We start from the raw sequence: 19,346 nt of genomic DNA on the forward strand, positions 1-19,346 counted from the left end.
GGCTGTACTTGCAGGCCAATGAGCTGTTCTGTGACGAACAAAAAACGGCTAATCGCGATTAGGGTCCTTCGTGGTTGGACGATCGGCATTTTTATTATCGTTCCCCAGTTCCCTTACAAAATCCATCTGTAAAGATGTACCTCTCCGCTTATGATTGCGGATTAGGGACGATGGGTCATCGCCCAGCATGCCGGCGGTCAGTACCGCGCTCTCGCCGAATTTATTACGCAGCTCGTCCATTACCCGGGTCAGCGACTCTTTCTTGGGCTGCTTCTCATAGTCGAACAAGTCCAGCTGAATGGCGGATTCCTCCTTCGCCGTGAGCTGCTGCAGCGTGACGCCGAGCAGACGGAGCGGCTTGTCCTGCTTCCAATGCCGGTTATACAGCTCGCACGCTTCCCGGTAGATGTCCTCGGTATTTTCCGTCGGAATGCCAAGATGCCTCGACCTGGTGATCGTCTTCATGTCCGGCGTGCGCAGCGTAATTTGAATGCCGCTGGTCACCAAGCCTTGCCTGCGGAGCCGGCGCGCTACCTGATCGCTTAAGTTCAGCAGCACCCTTCTGGCCTCCTCAGCCGAGGTAACATCCTGCGGGAGCGTGGTCGTGTGTCCGATGGACTTGCTCTGTTCCCGCTCCGCGACGACCGGGGCGTGATCGATGCCGCTGGCCGCTCGTTTCATCCATGACCCCATCACGCCAAAGGTCGAGGTCAGCAGGCTTTCGTCGGCGGCAGCCAGCTGCCCAATGGTCTGGATGTTCAGCTTGCGCAGCTTGTCGGCCGTCTTGCTCCCGATGCCGAACAGTTCCGCGCAGGGTTTGTTCCAAAGCACCTGCGGGACATCCCGAATTCGCAGCACGGACAGCCCGTTGGGCTTTTTCATGTCCGAGGCCATCTTGGCCAGCAATTTATTGGGCGCAATGCCGACCGAGCACGGAAGCGACAGCTCCTCGCGGATGCGCTCCTGGATTTCCCGAGCGATATCCAGAGGGGTGCCGAACTGCTTCGAGCCGGTAATATCCAGGTAACATTCATCGATCGAAGTCGCTTCCAGCTGCGGTGTATAGGCATAAGCTATGTTCATGAATGCATTGGAATACTTGCGGTACAGATGGAAATCCGGCTGGATGATCATCAGGTCAGGGTAGATTCGCAGCGCCTGCCTCACGTTCATGCCGGTGCGGATCCCCAGCGACCTCGCTGCATAGGAGCAGGTGACGATGACGCCTTTTCGCAGCTCGATGCTGCCTGCGACGGCCGTGGCTTTGCCACGATAGAGCTCCGGCTCCTCCGCCTCATGCACGGAGCAGTAAAAAGCATTCATATCCACATGCAGGATAACGCGGCCGCTGGCCGGATAATAATCGTCGATAGGTCCCACGCAGCATTCCTTCTTTCTTCGGTACGGTTCTTCATAATCTATAGGGAATAGGGTAGCCCCATTATTTAAGGTTCGGTCTGAATGATGGTTACGGTACTTGAGGCAAATGGTGCCTCTTCCATTATACCGTTTTTAGAGATCGATGCCCGTATGATCTTGTCCGCTAAGCAAATCATGTACGCACGGCTGGCCCCGATTTAACGCCTCCAGCATACCGTCCCCCTTCGCAAGGGTCAAGGATGGGCCCCTTGCGGGAAAAGTTTGTTTTACTCTGTTACTTTCCCGCAAAGAAATGCTATAATACAAAATTATAAACAATGCGGTCCAATCCCGGACACCCAAAGGAGGACATCATGTCTAAGTCCATTTCCATCTTTGATACGACACTTCGCGACGGAACCCAGGGCGAAGGAATCAGCTTGTCAGCGGACGACAAGGTCAAAATCGCCAAGAAGCTCGATGCTCTTGGTGTTCATTATATTGAAGGCGGTATCCCGGGAAGCAACAGCAAGGACATCGAATTTTTCAAAAGAGTCCAGGATCTCGGCTTAACCTCAAAAGTAACCGCTTTTGGCAGCACCCGGCGCAAAGGTTCCATTGCCGACCAGGATGCCAATCTGCTTCGCATTCTGGAATCCGGCGTTTCTGCCGCTACCTTGGTCGGGAAGTCTTGGGACTTCCACGTCCATACGGCGCTTCAAACGACACTCGAAGAGAATTTGGCCATGATTTATGATTCCATCGCTTTCCTGAAGCGGAAAGGCCTCGAGGTCATTTTTGATGCCGAACACTTTTTTGACGGTTTCAAGAACAATCCGGAATATGCTGTTGCCGTATTGTCCAAGGCACGGGAAGCAGGCGCCGACTGGCTTGTCATGTGCGATACGAACGGCGGCAGTCTCCCGCACGAGATTTCGGACATTGTCACATCGCTGACGGGTCCATTGCCTGGCGCTCCGCTCGGCATTCATACGCACAACGACTGCGAGCTTGCCGTTGCCAACACCCTAAGCGCCGTGCAGGCCGGTGTCCGGCATGTGCAGGGAACGATGAACGGATACGGGGAACGATGCGGGAACGCCAACCTGTGCTCCATCATTCCGAATCTGCAGCTGAAGCTCGGGTATGAGTGCATCGGTGACGACAACCTCCGCACGCTGACGAATACCGCACGGTATATCAGCGAAATCGCCAACGTCAACATGCCGGTTAACCAGCCGTATGTCGGCAACGCCGCCTTTGCCCATAAGGGAGGCATCCACGTTTCGGCGATCCTGCGCGATTCCAGAACGTACGAGCATATCGAACCGGAGAAGGTCGGAAACAAACAGCGCGTGCTGGTCTCCGAGCTCGCGGGGCAGAGCAATATCGTATCGAAGGCGCAGGACATGGGGCTTGACTTTGATCCGGCAAGCGAGCAATCCAAGCATATTATCGGTAAGATCAAGGATCTCGAGCATGAAGGGTATCAATTCGAAGGCGCAGACGCTTCCCTGGAGCTGCTTCTTCGGGAAGCGAACGGAGAGCTCAAGGAGCTGTTTACCTTCGAATCCTTCAAGATGCTGGTCGAGAAGTCGGCCGGACAGCCGGTCGTCTCCGAAGCCTTCGTCAAAGTCAACGTCGCCGGCGAGAGCATTTATACCGCTGCGGAAGGCAACGGTCCGGTCAATGCCCTCGATAATGCGCTGCGTAAAGCGCTGGTCCAATACTTCCCGACGCTCAAGGAAATGCATCTTGCCGACTATAAGGTGCGGGTGCTGGATGACAAGGATGCAACGGCAGCCAAGGTCCGGGTTCTGATCGAATCCAAGAACTTCGAGAATGCCTGGAACACCGTCGGGGTATCCAGCAATGTCATCGAAGCCAGCTGGGAAGCGCTGGTGGACAGTATGCGTTATGCGCTGCTCGGTCAGATTTCCCCGGAGCAGGTGCATGAGTCTGCGGCAAGGCAAGGCTTGGTAAATCATTAGGTTATGTCCAATATAAAAAGCGCGTATCCACCATGTTCAGGACATGGCGGCCGCGCTTTTTTTTGGTTTCGTCAGCTGGCTAAGCAAACGATTAATTTAACAGCTTGGACACCTTTTTACGAAGATCCTTGGGATCGGGAGCGCCCAGAATGATTTCCTGAATCACGCCGTTACGATCGATCAGCACGTTGGTCGGGAAAACCTGGCCTTTATACAGCTCCTCGAACACTTCTCCTTTGGTATCGAGAAGGATCGGGTATTGAAGGTTAAAGTCCTGAACAAATTGACGCGCTTTCTTCGCATTGTCATACTTGGACACGTTCACGCCGTAGATTTCGAGCTCACTTGCATACTCTGCAGCCAACTTGTCGAGCTCCGGCGCCTCCTGCTTGCACGGCTCGCACCAGGATGCCCAGAAATTGACTAGCATTGCTTTATCGCGCGCTCCGCCGCCGGAATAGGACTTATCGTCCATCCCCTTCAAGGTAAAGGTCGGGGCAAGCAGGCCGGCTTTGGCCCCCGTCTCCGTCGGAAGCGGCTTCTCCTGCATGAAGACGGCCTGGATATCGTCGCCGGCTTGATTATAGACAACAGCGCCTGCTGCGATAAGAAGCAGGACGATAATGATGATGTTACGTTTCATAGGTATAGGTTCCTTTGCTAAACTTAGTTATAGAGGTCGTTCAAAAAGTCCGCTTTTGATAAGAAAACCTCTATCGAGGCCACTTCAAGGATGAGCGACCGCGATGTATAGGTAGGTTTTCTTGCGATATAGAATTTCATCAGTTCCACTGATAACTCATAAATTCTATATCTAACACGAAGAGAATCAGGAAGCAGCTCGGCATCGAATCTTGAATTCATCCGGGCCTAAGGAGATGCTTTCGAAGCATGTTTCCTGCGGAAACATTTCAGGTGCTCACGTACCCAAAACGTACGCTCTGCTCCTCACTCCCTAGCTTCATCCAACTGAAGCGTTTTGAAAAAACGCACATCGGAAGCATAAGCTTCGGTGCTGAAAATCGACCTTTTTGAACACGCACTTATAGTTCCTATTGTACCCTGAAACCCTGATCTTTCAAACACGCGATCGACACCACATAAGATCGGACCAATTATATGATCCAGGAGGATTATACATGAACCCGTCTCACACGTCCCTGGAGCGGCTTCTGCTGCGCGAGGCCGTCAAAGAGCATATGTCGGACCATATGCATCATCGTTTGCCGGAGGAAGCTTGCGGCGTCCTTATCGGACATGCCGATGAAGCAAGCCGGTCCATAACCGTTACGCAATTTATTCCCGTAAAAAATACAGCGGAATTTCCGCTGCATTCTTTTCATCTGGACCCCGTTCAGTGGACTCGCTTGGTATTGGCTGAAAAAGGCATCGTCGGTTTGTTTCACAGTCACCCGCATACCACGCCTGACCCCTCCGGCGAGGATCTGCTTCAGCTCCAATCCTTCGGCGGGTTGCTCCGGGTGTATGCTATTGCTTCTCCTGCAGTTCCCGGCGCCTCCGGCTTAAACGGATTGCAGCTCCATGCCTACAAAATTATCCGGAGTGAGGAAGAACGGGAATCCTTCAGCCAGCTGCCGCCAAGCTCCAAGTCGCTTCCGGGAAGGGCATTTTATTCCCTTGCCCCGGTCCCTTTTGCAATTCTAAAGGAATGACGAACTGGCGGACACCTCCAATCTCCAATCCCAATGCTACCCCTCGCTTAGATAGACGTATAAATCTCCTAGCGTGGTAGCCTGGCCGCGCGCCTGAATGTCTTTCATGTAATCCGCCCACAGCCGGGCGGTCATGCGCGCATCGGACAGAGCATGGTGCCTTCCCTCCACCGGAATGCCGCTGCTTCGCAGCAGCTCATCCAGACTGTAATCCTTCTGTTCGGGATATAACCTCTGCGCGAGCATCATCGTATCGAGAAGCCGATGCGTTAATCGAACCTTGGAGGTCTTCCACAAGGCGGCGTTCAAGAAACCCCGGTCATGCGCGGCGGCATGGGCAACAAGCACCCTCCCCCCGATAAAGGCCATGAAATCATGCAGCCCCTCCATTAAAGGCGGGGCTGCATCAACCATTTGCTGCGTGATACCCGTAAGCTCGGCAATGAATGGAGACACCGGGGCACCGCTGTTCACGATCATATGAAAGGTTTCATTCTCGATCACCTGCTCCCCGATGACCCGGATCGCACCGAAAGACAATATTTCATCGCCGTGCTGATGATTGAACCCCGTCGTCTCCAGATCGAATACGACAACCTCCAGCTCGTCCAGCGGGGTGCCCAGAACCTCCGGCCTCCGGTTATCCTTCATCTGGGATCGGATGAATGCCAACTGCTGGGCTGTCTGCGCCCCGCGCATGGAGGCGATGGCGGAATTGATGTTACCCGAACGAAGCGATCTCCAGAAACCGCCGTTCGATTGTACCGGTTCAGTCATGGGCTTCTCCTCTCCGCAAAACGATGCTCGCGCTGCAATGATCGGTGTACCCGTCTCACCACTCCAAGCGTATCGCGAAGCTCGTACTGCATGGTTTTGTTCTTGAGCTGATTCTGCGGGATATACCCGCTGCTCGTAATCAGCCCGTCCTCCACCCGAATGGGCGTATCGTTTCTCAGCCGAAGCGCCGTCAAAAAAGCGCGCTGCACGCTTTCCAGCAGCAGATTCCCGCCTTCAAGCAGCATCACCTTTTCCATGCGTTTTTGCGTCGAGGTTTCGATGATGCCCCGCTGCAGCGCCATGGTGCGTATGCTGTTCACCAGCGGAATATAAACGCCATACTTCACGTCAAACTCGCCGGCATGCTCTCCAAACCGCTCCGTCACGATTCGCCCCATGACATTCAGCGTTGCCTTATGCTTGACCGTGTTCCGCAGCACGGCATGGCCGATGTCCGGATGCTGCTCGACGGAGCTGCGGAAATGGTCCACCCACGCCTCCGAAAGCTCGGTATCGCCCGATATATGGCGCAGGTCCGAAGCAATAATGAAGTTTCGTATCGGTTCCCACTGCCGGTCTCCGCACCATTCGCTGATCTGATTCTTCCAATCGCCAAGCCGCTTGCTCCATAATGGCTCGGAACACATCACTTTTCCGGAGCATTTCGGGTACCCGAGATATTCCAGCAGATTCGCCAGCCGAAGCCCAAATTCCCGAAAGAAGGGGAGCGCCTCCTCTTCCAGCTCATCGCCAATGATCAAACCGTTGTCCTGATCGCTCCACAGCGTAGCTTCCTGCCTTCCGCAGCTGCCAAAAGCTACAAACGCATAACGCGCAGGAGGCCGGCCAAAGCCAGCCTCCCACATGTCCTGCTCACAGATTGCCGCGGCACGCTGTCCAATCAGATCGTGCATCGTATTCACGGATGCGATCCACTCTCTCAGCTCCATGTTACTGCGCATCTCGATGAGATGGTTCTGACAAGCGATCCGTTCATCTCGTAATTGCTGGGCTGTTGCTGCTTTCCGAATTTCCGACAATGCCGGAAACAGATTTACGGATTTCAGAGGTTTCATGCCGCGGCCTCCTTCTGACTTGTTTCATGAACAATGATAATGGTGAGCTTCTTATAAAGCCGTGTCGCTACCGGGAACCGCCTTGCTTCCGGAACGAAACTCTGGGGATTTCCCTTCCGATTCCACCAAAAGTTTCATTTGTTCCGGATATCCGTAGGTTCCATGTTCACTGATATCAAGACCCATCAATTCCTCTTCCTCCGTTACGCGGATGCCCATCGTAACTTTCATGATATACAGAATGATGAACGAGATCACCAGAACGAATGCAAACGTGCCGATCAGACCCAGAAGCTGAACGCCGAGCTGGCCGAAGCCCCCGCCGTAGAATAAACCCTCCTTGCCTACGCCCGTGATTTCAACAAGCCTAGGGGCCGCGAACAATCCGGTGGACACGGCACCCCACATACCGGCAATGCCGTGTACGGAGAATGCATATACAGGATCATCGATACCTTTGCGGTCAAACCATTGCGCCGTAAAGAACGTAACCGTACCCGCTACGGCGCCGATCACGACGGCCGCCCAAGGCTCCACGAAAGCACAAGCGCCTGTGATGGCAACGAATGCAGCGAGAATACCGTTTAGCATGCTAGGAATATCCGCTTTGCCAAGAACCGCCCAAGAGATCAGCAAAGCGGCCAGTGCGCCTGCCGCCGCCGCGATATTCGTATTCAATGCCACGAAACCGAAGAAACCGTCTGTGAGTGCCGAGATGGTGCTGCCCGGGTTAAACCCGAACCAGCCGATCCAGATGATGAATACGCCGAGTACGGATAAAACTTGGTTATGACCCGGTATGCTGTTAGGCTTCCCGTCTTTATTATATTTGCCAAGTCGAGGCTTCAGAAGAATGGTAGCCACCAGTGCTGCCGTTGCGCCTGTCAAGTGAACGACCGTCGATCCGGCAAAGTCCTGCATGCCCAGAGCGCCGAGCCAGCCGCCGCCCCATACCCAGTGAGCAACGATCGGGTAAATCACGATGGTGAACAGCAATCCAAACACGATATAAACGCTGAGCTTTGCCCGTTCTGCCATACCGCCGCAAGCGATCGCCAAGGATACGGCCGCAAAGGACAGATGGAACAGGAACATGATGGTCGTCGGCACATCGTATGCGGACAAGGAATCAAATGAGCCTGCTGCATTGTCTCCGCTTAAGAAAAAGCCTTCAAATCCGAAAAAGCTGTTGCCGTTACCGAAGGCTAGACCAAACCCTAGCGCCCAGAAGGCTACGATCGAAATGCCGAAGGTCAGAAAGGTCTTACCTGCGACGTGTCCCGCATTTTTCATGCGAACCGAGCCGGCCTCCAGCAGAGCGAACCCTGCTTGCATGAAAAATACGAGCAGCGCTGCCAAGAATACGAATACGGAGTTCAGACCAGCCGTCAATTCAACGTTCGTGGCTCCCCCATCAGCGGCGAACGCGCTCGCCGGGAATGCGAGTAGAGCGATTACTACCGCCATTAAACCTAGCCATCTTTTTTTCATGTTTTACACTCCCCTTTGTGTTAACTAATATAACATCGCCTTGAATTCTTATTGTCATTATAGGGGGGAGATTAAAAATCCGCAACGGTTTTTTTCAAAAAAAACTTACTTTATGTAATATAATCTAACATTAAGTGCATACAGTGCAAATCGTTTAACATGATGCTCAGTGAAGAATAAACTAGGCTTCAAGGTTTTTTGTCACAACTATGACGTTTGACTGTATGGTTGAAGATCATGTATCATATTTCTATTAAAATGAAAATATAAATGCATTCATTAATGTCCAATTCAATGAAGGCTTGCGAGGTGATGAATGATGGGGATCACGAGCGGAAACCTTTTCCGGATCGGTGAGCTGGCCAAGGCTGCCGGAATCAGCGAAAGAACCATTGACTACTATACGAAGCTGGGTTTGATCTCCCCTGAAAAACGGACGTTAAAAAACTACCGGCTGTACAGTTCTGAAACCTTAAGCACTCTCGAACGTATTAATCAGTTGAAGCAAGAGAAATATACTCTCGATGAGATTAAGGAGAGACTGGATCGCTGGAAGTCGGTTGCCGATGATTCCGAAATGACGGAGAAGCTAACCAAACTCGAAATACAGATGAAACAGCTGGAACGGGATGTCAAGGAGCTCAACCCGCTTCTTAGCGAATTAAAACCCAGTCAAGCACGGGAGGTGCTCGCTAACATTCTTCCCAAGGGAGCTGCCTGTATCGAGTCGCTGCAAATTTTGCTGAACCAGTTCACTTCGATGTAATGATGCAACACCAAATTGACAACTTTGTATGGGGGTATGATAAATGTATTCTGACTGGATGTTTATACTCATTATTATTGCGTTTATATTCTCTCTCTGGGCTCAGTTCCGGGTCAAAGGCACGTTCAACAAATGGGCCAAGGTTGAAAACAGCACCGGCATGACCGGATACGATGCAGCGCGTCATATGCTGGATGCCAACGGACTCCATGACGTTCCGATTGAACCGGTGCCAGGCACGCTCTCTGACCACTATGACCCGACCAAACGCGTAGTCCGGTTGTCGGAGCCTGTTTATTACGAACGTACCATCTCGGCCGTCTCCGTCGCTTGTCACGAGGTAGGCCATGCGATCCAGCATGCGGAGCACTATCCGATGCTCGTAGCCCGTCACAAGATGTTCCCGGTCGTTAACTTTGCATCCGGTATCGCTCCGTTTCTCTTGATTGCCGGATTCCTGTTCCAAGCCATGAACCTGGTCGGTCTCGGCATTATCTTCTTCTCTTGCGCCGTTGCCTTCCAGCTTGTCACGCTGCCGGTCGAGTTTAACGCAAGCAACCGTGCCCGTCAGCTGATGGTACAAGAAGGCTATATTGCCAATGACGAAGAACGCGGAGTCGCTAAGGTATTGAACGCTGCGGCCCTGACCTACGTCGCTGCAGCTTTGATCTCGCTGCTCGAGCTGATCCGTTACATCATGATCTTTACGAGCAACCGGGAATAAACCCGTTAGACATGAAGGACAACGATAAAGGGCTTTCCTCTCTACCTTGATTGGCGGAGACGGAAAGCCCTCTTTTTTTATAATCACTTGATGATGTCCATCTTGAATTCTAGACTCTTAGGGGAAGAGAAGCGTCATTCCGCTTTCTCTTCCTTTTTCGGCGACGGATCAATGCCAAAATATTGAAGCAGAAACGCACGGAAGGCTTGCGCAACCGGTGGCAGCTTCTCGTCCGCGCGGTGAATCAGACCGATGGAACGCGTTACCTTCGGCTCCGAGATTCGGACGCGTGCCGGTTGAAGCGGATTCGTCTGGAACAGCGCCATTTCAGGTAGCAGGCTGACCCCCATGCCGGCAGCAACCAGCCCGCGGATCGTATCCGTCTCCTCGCCTTCAAAAGCAATTTTCGGCGTGAACCCGGCCTCCAGGCAGGCATGCCATACAATCGGGCGCAAGGAGTAGCCCTTGCTGAACAGCACAAAGCGCTCCTCCTTCAATTGCTCCAGCTTGATGGACTGCTCCCCCGCAAGCGGGTGATTCGGCGGCAGGATCGCAAACAGCTCCTCTGTCAACACGATATCTCCGTCCACTTGATCGTGGCGATCCGGAAACGGAGACACAAACGCCAAATCCACTTCAGCCCCGACGACGTCCCGGATCAAAGTCGGGAACATGCCCTGCTTAAACCGGAACTTCACGTTCGGGTACTTCTTCCGAAATTCAGCCACGATGGACGGAATCAAATGTATGCCCAGGCTGTGAGGGAAACCGATGCGGATCTCCCCCTGCTCCGGGTCCAGGAATTCATGTATCTCGACGACCGCACGGTCCAAATCCTTCATAATGCTCTCCACCCGTTTGCAAAAAAGCTGGCCTACCGGGGTTAACTGCAGATTCCGGCCTTTTTGCATGAACAAATTAACACCTAGTTCTTCTTCCAACTGATGTATTTGACGGCTGACGGCCGACTGAGCCACATGAAGCTCTTCTGCCGCTTGGGTAACGTGTTCCTTTTGCGCAACCTTTACAAAGTATTGCAACTGTCGTAATTCCACGCCTTTTATCGCTCCATTCTTATTCCCTAGAAGACTTGAAGACTTTATCCAAATCATCCAATTCTATTATAACAGACCCTCTTAGGTCCGATTATGTTCGACGTTTGAATAATCGAATCATGAGACCGTAGAGGAAAAATCCGCCTACCAATCCGCCGACATGGGCTACAAGGCTGACCCCTGGGGTAAACGAGAACAAGATCCCCAATATAAGCAGGGTGAACAGCGTCTTGCGGGACGACTCATCAATGACATGCTGCTGGAACAAGGCGATGTACAGATAAGCGCCATAAGCTCCGTATATGGCTCCTGAGGCGCCTACAAGGAAGGTATAGCTATCCATGCGCTCATAATAAGCCAATCCGATTACATTACCAAGAACACCGCTGAGCAGATACAGAATGGCAAATTTCCAGCTCCCCATGATTCTCTCCAGCGGGGGAACGAATACCAGCAGTGCGAAGCTGTTGAACAACAAATGGTCAAATCCGTTATGGAGGAACATCGCCGTAAAGTATCTCCATGCCTGGTCGACGAACTGCGGCAAATCCGACAAAGCCCCATATTTCAGCAGCGTCATCGGATTCCTCGAACCGCCGTCAATGGATGTGATCACAAACATCACCAGGTTAATCACAAGCAGCAGCGATGTAACGGGATAATAACGCAAATAACTTTTCCAATTCTCATAACGTACGAATATCATAGCATCCTCCTCATCCTAAACCAGGCCAGGGGTGCCCTTTAGTGGACATTCCCTTTTTAAAAAGATTATAATGTACCATGAACCTGATCACCAAACTTTGATATCCAAGGAGGAGATTTCTCATGGCTCAAGAACGTTCAGGAGCTGCCACTTTCAAGGGCAATCCTATTACACTCATCGGACCACAGCTCAAGGCTGGTGATGCCGCGCCGGATTTTACCGTGAGCAAGAACCTGCTCGAAGACGTATCTCTTAAAGATTATGCAGGTAAAATCAAGCTGATCAGCGTCGTTCCTTCCCTCGACACCGGGGTATGCGACGCACAGACGCGCCGTTTCAACGAAGAGGCCGCCGGACTTGGCGACGATGTCGTGATCCTTACGATCAGTGCCGACCTTCCGTTCGCCCAGGCCCGCTGGTGCGGAGCTGCAGGCGTTGACCGGGTCATTACGCTGTCCGACTATAAATCGCGTTCTTTCGGTGAAGCGTATGGCGTGCTCATCAAGGAGTTTCAGCTCGACATGCGTTCGATCTTCGTCGTGGATGCTAACGATACCATCACCTACGTAGAATACCTTGGCGAAATGACGGAGCACCCGAATTACGAAGCTGCCATCGATGCCGTGAAATCTCTGCGTTAACACGCCGAAGGCTACATATGCGGCACACCTTTAAAAAGCGGGAGAGCAGCTCTCCCGCTTTTTCTTATTCTACTAAGCATCCACTTTATACTTGCTCAGTTTTTTGTCCAGTACAGCGTACAGGTTCAAGATGACCCGGTAGTTCGCCCCCAGATCCCCAAGGGAACCGCGGGATGCCGAATACATGTCAACTGCGCTGCGAACCGGACTGATGCCGAGCACGGATACGGTAATGTCCAGCGTACGTCCAAAGGAGGTTCTTTTCTCTAACGTGATTTCTCCCACGGATTTTACCTCATGCAGAACTTTGTAACCCGGAATTTTTTTCAGTGTCGAGGAAACCTCTTCAAAACACTTTTCTTTTGAAAGATTGTAATAACGCGTCTTCAGCTTGGGATCTTTAGCACGGTCGCTTGTGCCGTCATAGCTGCGCACGATACCGATTAGAACTCGTTTTAATGACAAAGACCGTTCCTCCTTTATAAATGACCGTTCCTTTCCATACTCTAGTTTAACATTGTTTATGCTTTCAGCAAACCTTTATATACAGCAAAAAGGCACCTCTTTCACTTCGAATTCGAAATAAAAGAGGTGCCCATTCATTGGCTTGACGAAACCCGCCTATGCCGTCCGGTAAACATTGTCTTCGAACCTGCTATAGCAGGTGGGTGACCGCAGAACCGCTTATGAATTCCCCTTGTCATATAGACAGGGCATTTCAGCCACGATTACGTATAGATCTCCCTAGACATCGTCATTGGTTCAAAACAACGGAAAACCGAAACGAACATCGCAGGATGTAGTCTTATTATAGGGGGTTTTGCCGGAAAAGTAAACCTCTCGTTATTTAAGGTTTCGATCCGTTCTCTCCCTTTTTGGCAGAATCCATGCTTTCCAGAAGAGCTTGCTCGGTTTCCGACTCCTCTTCCTCGGCCTTCTTCATTTTTTCCTGCTGCTCCTGCATTTTGGTAAAGGTCGCATAGAAGTTAAAGAACGCGAACAAGGCCATCAGGCAGAACAGGAAGAACACGAAGAGCACCGGCATTTGCGTGCCGATATACGCCAAGACAGCGCTTCCGATCAAAGTCGAAAATACGCGGAACGGACGAATCAGAGTCAGCAGCACCGCATTTTTTAGGAGCTGAGTCGTTTTCATCTCATAATGAACGGTCATGGAGAAGAAATTAAACAGGGAGACAAACAGTACGATGAGAAGCACCAGCATCACGATGCCGACAAGCTGGAAGCCATCGAGCTGCGTCATATAAACCGTGTAATCCACGTACATAATCACGAACAGCAGCGTATAAAAAATACCGCCGATCATGCTCTGCTTGTAATTTTCCTTATAACCCTTAAAGAACGTTTTGAACACGGACACGTCCGGATTGCCCATTACCCATTTCCGCACAACGGTAAATAAAGCCGCCGTAGCCGGAAATAAAACAAACGGTGATAATATTCCCAGGATCCAGTTCGACAGCAGCTGCTCGTTATGCGCTTCCGGTGTCTGAACGGCCATTAGGAATTTGGTTAGAACGATAAACAGGAAAGGCGATGTACAAATAACCCACAAGATGTTCGAAAAAGCAATACGGGTAATCCACTCGGTGAGCTTATATAAGCCACCCATGGCTCCTTTCATTTCCAAATCCGTTTCCTCCTCACTCAAATCATGCATGTATCTATTAATATACCTTATTTTGTACATGCATTGCCAGAGCCTAATTTATACGAACCTGGGTGTATATCCAATCCAGTGGCCCTGTTTCTCCATACGATATCACGTAATCCATTCAACAAGCTTGAATTTCCAAATTTAAAGAGGAGGGATTATGTATGTCTTGTGAAGGCGGAGGTTACGGCTACGGAAATAACGTTGGTATTGTCCTGGTTCTGTTCATCCTGCTTGTAATTATTCTTAGCACATTCTATATCTAATGTCTCCTTAGTCATTATCGTGAAACAGATGGGCTGATCGTGGGTTTAAACTGCGCGGTTAATGGGGATGCACTCAGGGTGCATCCTCTTTAACCATGCACCAAAAGACGAAGCGCGGCTCCACTTGGCGTGGGCTGCTGCTTCGTCTTTTGGTGTTTCGGCAGGTTACTCCCGGTAAAGGAAGTTAGCCGTTATTATTCGTCTCCGCTCCGGTTAGGGCGACGCTCGCCGCCGCTGTAGGAACGCGGTTTGCGGTCACCGCTGTTGTTGCGGTCACGGTTGTAACCACCGCCATCGCGATCACGGTTGTAACCACCACCGCCGTCACGGTTGTATCCGCCTTTGGAGTAGCCGCCACGGTTACCGCCGCCGCCACTTCCGCCGTCACGGCGATATCCGCCGCTGTTGCCGCGTCCGCCATAACCGCCGCTAGGCTTGCGGCCATTACGGATATCCGGCTTCCGGCGTTTGGCGCGGATCGGATCCTCAGGGGTAAGGTGAATATCGGATGCTTCCTTCTTGTCGCCTGTCAGGATTTTCATTGCAGCTGCAAGCAATTGTACGGAATCGTACTGCTCCAGCAATTGAATGGCAAGACCTTTGTACTCGGTCAATTCCCCTTGCTCAATAATTTCAAGCACGCGCTCAGCGATGATGCGCTGTTTACCTTCGATCGCTTCGGCAATCGTTGGCAGCGGCTTGCGCGGAATACGGTGGCGCGTCACACGCTCGATGAAATACAGATGATCCATTTCACGCGGCGTCACGAAGGACCAGGCTGTACCTTCCTTGCCCGCACGGCCCGTACGTCCAATACGGTGTACATAGCTTTCCGGATCTTGCGGCAAGTCAAAGTTTACGACATGGGTAACGCCGGATACGTCGAGACCGCGCGCTGCCACGTCTGTCGCCACGAGCACATCGATGCTGCCGTCGCGGAATTTACGCATGACGGTATCACGTTGGTGCTGGGACAGGTCGCCATGGAGGCCATCTGCCGAATATCCGCGTTTTTGCAGGGCTTCTGCCAATTCGTCGACGCGGCGCTTGGTACGTCCGAAGACAATCGCAAGCTCAGGCGACTCCATATCCAGAAGGCGGCTCAAGGCTTCGAATTTTTGACGTTCAGGAACTTCGATATATGCTTGGTCGATCAGTGGAGCACTAACGTGCTTAGGAATAACGGATACATGCTCAGGTTCCTTTAGGAACTGGGATGCCAACTTCTGAATGTTAGCGGGCATAGTTGCGGAGAACAGCAAGGTTTGACGTTCTTCAGGAACAAGCTTTAGGATCGACTGGATGTCTTCCATGAAGCCCATGTCCAGCATTTCATCCGCTTCGTCCAATACAACGGTTTGTACGTCATCAAGACGGATGGTTTTTCTGTTGATGTGGTCAAGTAATCGACCCGGTGTACCGATAATAATCTGAGGCTTTCTTTTCAAAGCGCGGATTTGACGCCCGATATCCTGTCCGCCGTAAATAGCCAAGGAACGGATTCCTTTAAAACGGGACAGCTTGCCGATTTCTTCAGCAACCTGAATGGCAAGTTCACGGGTCGGTGTCATAATGAGAGCGACGATACGCTCCTCTTCCTTGGCGATTTTGTGGATAAGAGGTAGGCCGAATGCTGCTGTCTTACCTGTACCAGTCTGTGCTTGTCCAATCATATCCTTGCCGGTTAGAGCAATCGGAATCGATTGGGATTGAATCGGTGTGGCTTCCTCAAAGCCAAGCTCAGTGATTGCTTGCAGCACGCGCGGCTCCAAGCCAAAATCTGCGAAATTTTTCAATAGGTTCATACTCCTTCTATCTGTGGACTTCCACTTTCTTCTCTGTATTCTTAAGTAGTGGTAACGTTTATAGGCTTTCCCGGCCAGCAGGATTTTCTGCACGAGGTGAACCGGTATATTTCTCTTATCACCAGTATGGTGACTGGTTAATGTATAATCATCCTGATAAGCTTGCAAAGTTATCAATGTAACGGACTACTCAAGAATATCCAATACATTATATCACAAAACATTTCTGGAATACCAGCAAGCTTAAAGAAGTCATAATAACCGGGAGGTGATTCCTATGTTGAAGCGTCTATGGACCTATTTCTCGATCGTATTCGGGGGCATGATTATCGCCGCCGGATTCAATTTGTTTCTGATTCCCCACCATCTGCTCAGCGGCGGCGTATCCGGCGTGGCTCTCGTGATCGGTTATTTTACGCCGCTTAATATCAGCATCATGTATTTTGTGCTCAACATTCCGATCCTGATCACCGGCTGGTTCAAGCTGGGCAAAAGGTTCGTCGGTCTCAGCATCCTCTCGGTTATCGTCACAACCTTGTTTCTGGAGCTTATCCCGGTGAATCACGTTGCAACCGACATGCTTCTGTCCTCTGTTTTCGGCGGCGTGCTTGTCGGGTTCGGCACCGGTCTCTCCTTTCGGGTCGGCGGTTCAACCGGGGGCTTCGATATCATCGGCTCCCTGGTCACGAAATATCGGGACTTCCCCGTCGGCAGCGTACTGGTGACGCTGAACGCCATCGTCATCATGGCGGTAGCATATCTGGAGCAGGATTGGAACTTGGCGCTCGCTTCCATGGCCTCCATCTATGTTGCCGGTAAAATGGTGGATATGCTTCACATCAGCCACATCAAGGTGACCGTCTTTATCGTCACGAACCGGACGGAGGCCTTGCTGGAGAAGCTGCTCAAGCGCCCCCGCGGCATAACCAAGATCAAAACCCAGGGCGCTTTCAGCCATAAAGAGAAGGATATGCTCATGACCGTCACGACACGATATGAGCTGGCTGAGCTGAAGCAAATCATTACGGAAACCGATCCCGAGGCTTTCGTCAATATCGTGGAAACGACGGCCGTCATGGGGCAATTCCGCAAGAACTAAATATTTACCAGGTGTGAGAGTACGGTAAATATGTGGTATAATATTTGTGCGCGGTTCCTACAATATTCATGAGATCTGATTCCCGGGCGTACGCTCAGGCCCAATTTTAATTGTTTTTCCGTTTTACAAAAGAACGTCCTGCCTAACCAATTCGGAAGGAAAGGGTGATTTTTATGGAAATGGAAACGGTAAAATTGTCACAAATCGTCATGAAGTGGTTCCCGGAAATGATACCGTTCTTCAGACAGAACGAATTGAATTCCATGATCGTTCTTAGGGACGGGCTGAGTATTCTGGAGCAGGAGGACGCTCTTGAGATCATTCAGTTCAGCATTTGCGAGCATCAGAATCAAACTCCGCTTCATTAATTTTAAAGCAACACGCGATCATTGCACGACAAATGCCGTTCTTCTCCGGTCCAGGTAAAATCCACCGGTGAAAAACGGCATTTTTTTATGAGAAAATGTGAATTCTATAGGCACGTCATTTCCCGTTAAGCAGCAAAAGGCCGCATGTAACCGCTATCCATCTTCTTTGTGTTTCTAATCCGACTTGTCACTCCCCATGTTCACACGTTGTTCACGGTAAACTTGCCGCTAATGTCGAACTTTAGCGTTTAAAACGCCCTTCACCCGTTTAATGAACTAGGTACGCTCGCCCACCGTTTCCAATTTATTGTCGTTTGTAACAATCCTGTTCTTTTTGAAGGCAACCGTTCCTTTATAATCATGATGTGAATGTACACAAGGGAGAGAGTAATTATGAATATCATCTTGGCTTTATTCATCTTGGCATCCGCGGGTTTAGGCAGTTCCAGTCCGCAGGAAGGCAATCTTACCGCCAAACTTCAGGCCTCATTAAACACCGCCATGATCCAGGGCATGCACCAAAACAACAGCCAAGGCCACGGCCAAACCGAGGGCAAAGGCCAGGGGCAAAGCGGCATCAAGCCGAATACGACGGCAATCGATCCGCAGGTCGACGCGCCTAAAGTCAAGGGCATTTATGTAACGGCTTATAGCGCAGGCGGCTCCAGAATGAATCAGCTGGTGGATCTTTTGGACAACACCGATCTCAATGCCATGGTCATTGACATCAAGGATGATGAAGGATACATAACGTACAAGACCGATAATCCTAAACTGAAGGAGCTCGGCAAATCCCAGCCGTTTATCAAAGACATCAAGCAGCTGATGAAGCGGCTGGAGAAACACGATATCTATCCGATCGCCAGGGTGGTTGTGTTCAAGGATACCATTCTCGCCAAGAAAAACCCGGAGCTTTCCTTCCGTAAAAGCGATGGCACCGTATGGACCAACGGCGGCGGCGACAGCTTCGTCAACCCGTACAGCAAAGAGGTCTGGGATTACAACATCGAGATCGCCAAAGAAGCCGCCAAACTCGGATTCAAGGAAATCCAGTTCGATTATGTTCGTTTTCCGGAAGGTTTCGAGAAACGGGCCGATTCCCTGAAATATACCAAGACGGATCAATCGCGCGTGGACGTGGTCTCCGATTTCGTGCAGTATGCCCGGGAAGAGCTTGCACCGCTCGGCATCCGCGTATCCGTTGACATCTTCGGCTATGCGGCCTCGGTGCCTGCGGCAGAAGGCATCGGGCAGGACTTCGTGAAAATCTCCAAAAACGTCGATATCATCAGCCCGATGGTATATCCGAGCCATTACACGGCGGGATGGTTCGGCTCCCCCGTTCCGGACAAGGCTCCTTACCAGACCATCAAGGGATCCATGGAAGACACCCACAAGAAGCTCGATGAGCTGGGAGAGCAGAAGCCGATCATCCGGCCTTGGATTCAGGACTTTACCGCCAGCTGGCTCGGAAGCGGAAACTATGCCAAATACGGCAAAAAGGAAATCGAGGAGCAGATTCGCGCCCTCAAAGACACGAACGTCGATGAATACTTACTCTGGAATGCTTCCAACCGTTATACGGAAGGCGTCACTCATAAATAATCACTCATTCGTTTCGAAAGGGTCGGCCATCTTTTATGGCCGGCCCTTTCTTCCGTTTGAACGATGGTGAACCCCTCTCTTGACAGCCAATGCTATGATGAAGATTAGGGTCGGACTACCGACCCTGAACAAGCAAGCTGACGCCCCCCGATTCAAACGCTGGTTGAGTTACGGCTTGCCGCTCAATAAGCCCGTTATTGTACCCGCTCAGGGCAGGGTCCTACAATATAGGAACAGCGTCATAAAACTCCAACGAAAGAAAGGCAAAT

19 protein-coding genes and 1 other RNA gene are annotated in these 19,346 nt (G+C 51.2%); 9 read left to right on the forward strand and 11 right to left on the reverse strand.

Annotated elements, in window-relative coordinates; translation table 11 throughout:
• Positions 1 to 48: 48 nt before the first annotated feature.
• The gene (locus tag MHI43_RS23265) at positions 49 to 1,380 is read right to left on the reverse strand and encodes a DNA polymerase IV (RefSeq protein ID WP_036660216.1); all 1,332 of its coding nucleotides are present in this window, start codon (positions 1,378 to 1,380) and stop codon (positions 49 to 51) included.
• A 353-nt stretch (positions 1,381 to 1,733) separates the two neighbouring features.
• Between MHI43_RS23265 and cimA the strand changes: the two genes are divergently transcribed.
• Positions 1,734 to 3,350 (forward strand): citramalate synthase, encoded by a 1,617-nt coding sequence (gene cimA / locus MHI43_RS23270; protein WP_015736688.1) that lies wholly within the window; start codon positions 1,734 to 1,736, stop codon positions 3,348 to 3,350.
• Positions 3,351 to 3,441: 91 nt separating this feature from the next.
• On the opposite strand, the gene MHI43_RS23275 is transcribed toward cimA, so the two are convergent.
• Positions 3,442 to 3,993 carry a TlpA disulfide reductase family protein gene (locus MHI43_RS23275; protein WP_036660215.1) on the reverse strand — a complete coding sequence of 184 codons (552 nt, stop codon included), beginning with the start codon at positions 3,991 to 3,993 and terminating at the stop codon, positions 3,442 to 3,444.
• Positions 3,994 to 4,489: 496 nt separating this feature from the next.
• On the opposite strand from MHI43_RS23275, the gene MHI43_RS23280 reads away from it, so the two are divergent.
• Positions 4,490 to 5,023, forward strand: a complete 534-nt coding sequence (locus MHI43_RS23280) for a M67 family metallopeptidase (protein WP_036660214.1) — start codon at positions 4,490 to 4,492, stop codon at positions 5,021 to 5,023.
• 36 nt (positions 5,024 to 5,059) lie between these two features.
• Here MHI43_RS23280 and MHI43_RS23285 read toward each other — a convergent pair whose 3' ends face one another.
• Genes MHI43_RS23285 through MHI43_RS23295 form a run of 3 tightly spaced genes read right to left on the reverse strand, consistent with a single transcriptional unit; the run spans position 5,060 to position 8,367 of the window.
• A complete protein-coding gene (locus MHI43_RS23285) occupies positions 5,060 to 5,800 on the reverse strand; it encodes a 3'-5' exonuclease (protein ID WP_015736691.1) in 741 nt (246 codons plus the stop codon).
• A complete protein-coding gene (locus tag MHI43_RS23290; RefSeq protein ID WP_036660213.1) occupies positions 5,797 to 6,876 on the reverse strand; it encodes a DUF294 nucleotidyltransferase-like domain-containing protein in 1,080 nt (359 codons plus the stop codon). Before MHI43_RS23290 ends, MHI43_RS23285 begins: the two co-directional genes overlap by 4 nt.
• 51 nt (positions 6,877 to 6,927) lie before the next feature.
• Entirely contained in the window at positions 6,928 to 8,367 is a 1,440-nt protein-coding gene (locus MHI43_RS23295) for an ammonium transporter (protein ID WP_015736693.1), read from the reverse strand.
• Positions 8,368 to 8,683: 316 nt separating this feature from the next.
• Here MHI43_RS23295 and MHI43_RS23300 point away from each other — a divergent pair, with 316 nt between their 5' ends.
• Positions 8,684 to 9,133, forward strand: a complete 450-nt coding sequence (locus MHI43_RS23300; RefSeq protein WP_009594823.1) for a MerR family transcriptional regulator — start codon at positions 8,684 to 8,686, stop codon at positions 9,131 to 9,133.
• 43 nt (positions 9,134 to 9,176) lie between these two features.
• Positions 9,177 to 9,857, forward strand: coding sequence for a zinc metallopeptidase (locus tag MHI43_RS23305; protein WP_009594846.1), 681 nt, complete (start codon positions 9,177 to 9,179; stop codon positions 9,855 to 9,857).
• Positions 9,858 to 9,991: 134 nt separating this feature from the next.
• Here the strand turns inward: MHI43_RS23305 and MHI43_RS23310 are convergent, their stop codons facing one another.
• Together MHI43_RS23310 and MHI43_RS23315 are read right to left on the reverse strand one after the other, a co-directional pair.
• On the reverse strand, positions 9,992 to 10,912 hold the full coding sequence (locus MHI43_RS23310; RefSeq protein ID WP_009594790.1) for a LysR family transcriptional regulator: 921 nt from the start codon (positions 10,910 to 10,912) through the stop codon (positions 9,992 to 9,994).
• Between the two features lie 91 nt (positions 10,913 to 11,003).
• Positions 11,004 to 11,618 carry a rhomboid family intramembrane serine protease gene (locus tag MHI43_RS23315; protein WP_015736694.1) on the reverse strand — a complete coding sequence of 205 codons (615 nt, stop codon included), beginning with the start codon at positions 11,616 to 11,618 and terminating at the stop codon, positions 11,004 to 11,006.
• Between the two features lie 122 nt (positions 11,619 to 11,740).
• Here MHI43_RS23315 and tpx point away from each other — a divergent pair, with 122 nt between their 5' ends.
• The gene (gene tpx / locus MHI43_RS23320; RefSeq protein WP_009594784.1) at positions 11,741 to 12,259 is read left to right on the forward strand and encodes a thiol peroxidase; all 519 of its coding nucleotides are present in this window, start codon (positions 11,741 to 11,743) and stop codon (positions 12,257 to 12,259) included.
• Positions 12,260 to 12,331: 72 nt separating this feature from the next.
• Here tpx and MHI43_RS23325 read toward each other — a convergent pair whose 3' ends face one another.
• From MHI43_RS23325 to MHI43_RS23335, 3 genes are all read right to left on the reverse strand, one after another.
• Positions 12,332 to 12,724, reverse strand: coding sequence for a DUF1499 domain-containing protein (locus MHI43_RS23325; RefSeq protein ID WP_006211699.1), 393 nt, complete (start codon positions 12,722 to 12,724; stop codon positions 12,332 to 12,334).
• A 145-nt stretch (positions 12,725 to 12,869) separates the two neighbouring features.
• Positions 12,870 to 13,061: non-coding RNA, 6S RNA (ssrS, locus tag MHI43_RS23330), on the reverse strand.
• A gap of 45 nt (positions 13,062 to 13,106) precedes the next feature.
• Positions 13,107 to 13,910, reverse strand: a complete 804-nt coding sequence (locus MHI43_RS23335) for a DUF624 domain-containing protein (RefSeq protein ID WP_015736695.1) — start codon at positions 13,908 to 13,910, stop codon at positions 13,107 to 13,109.
• A 188-nt stretch (positions 13,911 to 14,098) separates the two neighbouring features.
• On the opposite strand from MHI43_RS23335, the gene MHI43_RS23340 reads away from it, so the two are divergent.
• On the forward strand, positions 14,099 to 14,200 hold the full coding sequence (locus MHI43_RS23340) for a hypothetical protein (protein WP_015736696.1): 102 nt from the start codon (positions 14,099 to 14,101) through the stop codon (positions 14,198 to 14,200).
• A 194-nt stretch (positions 14,201 to 14,394) separates the two neighbouring features.
• Here the strand turns inward: MHI43_RS23340 and MHI43_RS23345 are convergent, their stop codons facing one another.
• Positions 14,395 to 15,996, reverse strand: a complete 1,602-nt coding sequence (locus MHI43_RS23345; protein WP_009594830.1) for a DEAD/DEAH box helicase — start codon at positions 15,994 to 15,996, stop codon at positions 14,395 to 14,397.
• Between the two features lie 286 nt (positions 15,997 to 16,282).
• On the opposite strand from MHI43_RS23345, the gene MHI43_RS23350 reads away from it, so the two are divergent.
• The 3 genes from MHI43_RS23350 to MHI43_RS23360 all read left to right on the forward strand — a co-directional run bounded on the left by MHI43_RS23350 (position 16,283) and on the right by MHI43_RS23360 (position 19,077).
• On the forward strand, positions 16,283 to 17,104 hold the full coding sequence (locus MHI43_RS23350) for a YitT family protein (protein ID WP_015736697.1): 822 nt from the start codon (positions 16,283 to 16,285) through the stop codon (positions 17,102 to 17,104).
• 173 nt (positions 17,105 to 17,277) lie between these two features.
• Positions 17,278 to 17,472, forward strand: a complete 195-nt coding sequence (locus MHI43_RS23355; RefSeq protein ID WP_006211704.1) for a hypothetical protein — start codon at positions 17,278 to 17,280, stop codon at positions 17,470 to 17,472.
• A 393-nt stretch (positions 17,473 to 17,865) separates the two neighbouring features.
• Positions 17,866 to 19,077 carry a putative glycoside hydrolase gene (locus MHI43_RS23360; RefSeq protein WP_015736698.1) on the forward strand — a complete coding sequence of 404 codons (1,212 nt, stop codon included), beginning with the start codon at positions 17,866 to 17,868 and terminating at the stop codon, positions 19,075 to 19,077.
• Positions 19,078 to 19,346 lie beyond the last annotated feature (269 nt).

This window comes from Paenibacillus sp. FSL H8-0457 (assembly GCF_038051935.1).
Classification (GTDB): Bacteria; Bacillota; Bacilli; order Paenibacillales; family Paenibacillaceae; genus Paenibacillus_AQ; species Paenibacillus_AQ lautus_A.